The organism is Paracoccus sp. (in: a-proteobacteria) (assembly GCF_035556475.1).
GTDB lineage: Bacteria > Pseudomonadota > Alphaproteobacteria > Rhodobacterales > Rhodobacteraceae > Paracoccus.
In genome coordinates, this window is record NZ_DATMFA010000054.1 from 1 (window position 1) to 4,101 (window position 4,101).

3 protein-coding genes and 3 pseudogenes are annotated in these 4,101 nt (G+C 65.2%); 2 read left to right on the forward strand and 4 right to left on the reverse strand.

Features of this window, described 5'->3' with window-relative positions; all coding sequences use genetic code 11:
* Both VNQ78_RS07315 and VNQ78_RS07320 read left to right on the forward strand, forming a co-directional pair.
* Positions 1-114, forward strand: a pseudogene (locus tag VNQ78_RS07315) (IS5/IS1182 family transposase); the annotation flags it as partial.
* Between the two features lie 50 nt (positions 115-164).
* Positions 165-507, forward strand: a pseudogene (locus tag VNQ78_RS07320) (IS5/IS1182 family transposase); the annotation flags it as partial.
* 211 nt (positions 508-718) lie between these two features.
* Here the strand turns inward: VNQ78_RS07320 and VNQ78_RS07325 are convergent.
* From VNQ78_RS07325 to VNQ78_RS07340, 4 genes and pseudogenes are all read right to left on the reverse strand, one after another.
* Positions 719-2,221, reverse strand: coding sequence for a tripartite tricarboxylate transporter permease (locus VNQ78_RS07325; RefSeq protein WP_325688185.1), 1,503 nt, complete (start codon positions 2,219-2,221; stop codon positions 719-721).
* A 10-nt stretch (positions 2,222-2,231) separates the two neighbouring features.
* Positions 2,232-2,726, reverse strand: a complete 495-nt coding sequence (locus VNQ78_RS07330) for a tripartite tricarboxylate transporter TctB family protein (protein WP_325688187.1) — start codon at positions 2,724-2,726, stop codon at positions 2,232-2,234.
* A 44-nt stretch (positions 2,727-2,770) separates the two neighbouring features.
* Positions 2,771-3,745: a tripartite tricarboxylate transporter substrate binding protein gene (locus VNQ78_RS07335; protein WP_325688190.1), complete on the reverse strand. Its 975-nt coding sequence runs from the start codon at positions 3,743-3,745 to the stop codon at positions 2,771-2,773.
* Positions 3,746-3,764: 19 nt separating this feature from the next.
* Positions 3,765-4,101, reverse strand: a pseudogene (locus tag VNQ78_RS07340) (tricarboxylate transporter); the annotation flags it as partial.

Below are 4,101 nucleotides of genomic sequence, written 5' to 3' on the forward strand. Positions count from 1 at the left end.
GAGATCATGTTCGGCCGCCTGAAGGATTGGCGGCGCGTCGCGACCCGATACGACCGGTGCCCGGAAACCTTCTTCTCTGCGATCTTGCTAGCCGCAACCGTCTTGTTCTGGCTCCGAAACTCAATGAGTCTGGACCCTAGAGGTCGAGCGTCTAACACTAACTTCGCCACTGGACGCTAGCCGGGTTGTGGAGGCAGTTCATGGACGCATTAAACGAGAGCGGCTTGGTCGCCGACACCCAGCAGATTGTCTACAGCACCGTGGTTCGCGCTAATCATCAGGCAGCGGGCGCTACAGGGAGGCTACACGACAGGGTTTCTGTCGTGCGCGAGGTGGCCTCACGACCAAGATCCGCCTCCGTGTCAACGGCGCCGGTTTCCCCATGAGGTAGAATATCACGCCGGGACAGACATCGGGCTATCTGGGCTTCGATGTGGTCAAGGACGACAACTTGCCAGAGCCCAGTGTCCTACTCGCGACCGCTGCTATGACACTGAGAAGGTTCGCTGCGGCACTCTTTTCCGGCCGCTTTGAGGAATGCTGGTGCGCAGCATAGTGACGGGCCGAACGGCAGCAATGGGCCGGTTGCGTCCTTTCGCTGATTATATTCCTTGCGCCAGCGCGCGGGGTGGGCCCACCATTGCCGCTCCGCTGCGCAGCTTTTCACGGCGAGCGCAGCGAAAACACATCCTGCGGGGAGCATCCCCGCAGGCATGGCTCAATCCTCGACGAAGACCTCCTCGCGCTTGGCCCGCAGCGCCGGCAGTGCCGACAGGACGAGAAGTCCGGCAGAGACGATCAACAGGATCAGGCTCAGTGGATTCTCGGCAAAGGTCGAGAGATCGCCGCGCGAGAGCAGCATGGCGCGGCGCAGGTTCTCCTCGATCAGGTGGCCAAGGACGAAGCCCAGCAGCAGGGGTGCCGGCTCGAAGCCCATCTTGATCAGCAGGTAGCCCGCGATGGCGAAGACGCCGGTGAAGACTACGTCCATCGGGTTGTTGTCGATGGAGTAGATGCCGATGCAGGAAAAGATCAGGATCGCCGGGAAGAGCAGGCGATAGGGCACCTTGAGCAGCCGCACCCACATGCCGACCAACGGCAGGTTGATCACCAGCAGCATCAGGTTCCCGATCCACATGCTGGCGATCATGCCCCAGAACAGCGTCGGGCTTTCCGTCATCACCTGCGGGCCGGGCACGATGCCCTGAATCATCATTGCACCGACCATGATCGCCATGACCGCGTTCGGCGGAATGCCCAGCGTCAGGAGCGGGATGAAGCTGGTCTGCGCGCCGGCATTGTTGGCGGATTCCGGTCCTGCCACGGCCTCGATGGCACCCTTGCCGAAATCCTGCGGGCGCTTGGCAAGCTTCTTCTCTAGCGTATAGGACGCAAAGGGCGCCAGCACCGCGCCATTCCCGGGCAGCATTCCCAGCACCGAGCCAAGGCCGGTGCCGCGAAGGATCGGCGCGATCGAGCGGCGCAGCTCGTCCCGCGTCGGCAGCAGGGGACCCATAGTGCCCTTGATCACGTCACGCTGCTCGCCACCCTCGAGGTTGCGCAGCACTTCGGCGAAGCCGAAGATGCCCATGGCCAGCACCGCGAAGTCGATCCCGTCCGCCAGATGCAGCGAGCCGAAGGTCATCCGTGCCTGCCCGGTCTCCAGATCCGAGCCGATGGTGGACAGCAGGATCCCCAGCAGGATCATCGCCACCGCCTTCAGGACCGAGCCATGCGCCAGCACGACGGCGAAAACGAGGCCCATGACCATCAGCGCGAAATAGTCGGTCGGCCCGAAGCGCAGCGCCAGATCGGTCAGCGGCACCGCCAGCGCGGCGATGACCACCGTGGCGATGCAGCCCGCGATGAACGAGCCGATGGCCGAAATCCCCAGCGCCGCGCCCGCGCGGCCCTTTTTAGCCATGGCATGGCCGTCTAGGGCGGTGACGACCGATCCGGCCTCGCCCGGGATGTTGACCAGGATGGCCGAGGTCGAGCCGCCATATTGCGCTCCGTAATAAATCCCGGCCAGCATGATCAGCGCGCCAACCGGGTCGATGCCGAAGGTGATCGGCAGCAGCATGGTGATCGTCGCGATCGGGCCAACGCCCGGAAGGATGCCGATCAGCGTGCCGACGAGGCAGCCGATGAAGGCCAGCCCCAGGTTCTGGAACGACATAGCTGTCGAGAAGCCAAGGGCGAGATTGCTCATAAGGTCCATGGTCGCCTCATCAATATTGGATCATGCCGGGGATGATCAGGACAGGGATCGGCAGATTCAGCCCGACCTTGAACACGAGGATGCAGCCGACGGTCATGAAGGCGGCAAATCCCAGCAGCTCCAGCCAGCGCATCTCGCGATCGGCGAGCCCGGCGATGATCGCGAGCAGCGGGGCGGCGATGGCAAAACCCACCGATTGGACGGTCAGCGCGAAGGCGAGGATGCCGCCCAGCACGCAAAGCGGGCCGCGCAGCGGGATGCGCGGCATCGCCTCGCCCGGGTGCAGGAAGGACAGGACCAACAGGATGATGCCGGTCGCGCCAACCAGCGTGGCCAGCAGCTTCGGCATCAGGCCCGGTCCGATGAAGCGCAGCGTGCCGGTGGCAAGATCGGACGAGGCCCAGAGGGCAAAGACCGAAACGGCGATCAGCGTCAGCCCGGCGACCCGGTCCTGGGACAGCAGCGGCCGTCCCAGTCCCGTGGTGGGGTGGGGGTGATCAGTCATGGTGATTTCCCGGTTGGGGCCCCGCCGAGGCGGGGCGTGTCAGGTCAGTGGATCTCGATCTTGGCGTCGCGGATCAGTGCGCCCCATTTCTCGAGATCGGCGTCAAGCGCGGCGCGATGATCCTCGGGCGTGCCGGGGCGCGGGACCGAGCCATCCACAGCCAGCTTTTCCTGCGTAGCGGGATCCGCCAGCACGGTGTTCAGCGCCGTGTTGATCTTTGCGACCACGTCGTCGGGCGTGCCGGCCGGCGCGAGCAGGCCATAGATCAGCGCGGCCTGATAGCCTTCGACACCCGCCTCTTGCATGGTCGGCACATCGGCCATGGTGGGCGAGCGTTCCGCGCCCGTCACCGCCAGCGCCCGCGCCTTGCCTGCCGCGACCTGCGAATGCGAGGACGGGATCACCCCGAACAGGAAGTCGATGCGCCCGCCCAGCAGGTCGGTCATCGCCGGGCCAGAGCCGCGATAGGGGATATGCGCGACCTCGATCCCCGCATCATGGGCGAAAAGCTCGGCCGCCATATGCGAGCCGGTGCCGACGCCCGATGAGGCATAGCTGAGTTCACCCGGCTTTTCCTTGGCGAGCGCGATCAGCCCCGCCACGTCCTCAGCCGGCAGGTCCTTGTTCACCACCAGCGCCAGCGGAATCTCCGAAATCAGGCCGACCGGGGTAAAATCCTTGGTCGGATGATAGGTCGCGGCCGGATAGACATGCGGGTTGATCCCCATGGTTCCCGAATGGCCCAGCAGCAGCGTGTAGCCGTCGGGCTTGGCGTTCTGCACGCCCTGCGTGCCGACCACGCCACCGGCGCCGGCCTTGTTCTCGACCACGACCGTGGCACCGATCACGCGCGTCATCGCGTCGCCGATGATCCGCGCCATGGCGTCATTGCCGCCGCCCGGCGGGAAAGGCACGACCAGCGTGATATTGCGCTCGGGGTATTCCGCGGCGGCGATAGCGGGAAAGGCGGTCATGGCGGCAGTGGCCATCAGGGCAAAGGCCCGGCGGTTGATCTTCATGTTGTCCTCCTCGACGGATTTAGGGTGTGACGCGGAATCGGCGTTCCAGCCATGCGCGCGTCCAGTTGCGGATTTCGGGGTCCATGTTCATGGCCGAGGTCAGCGCGGCATCGGCCTGAGCGCCCGCCAGCAAGGGATAGGGGCCAAGCACCGCCGCCGCTTCGGCGCGAAAGGCGGGATCGGCACCCATGCGGGTGAAGGCGTCGTGAAAGACCGCGGCGCGTTCCTCGGGGACACTGCGCGGCAGGAAGACCATCTTCTGCGCGGCGAAACCGGCACGGAACAGCGCCTGCCAAGCCTGCCATCTGGCACCCTCGGGATCGCGGCCATGGACCTGGCGATAGACCTCGGGAAAG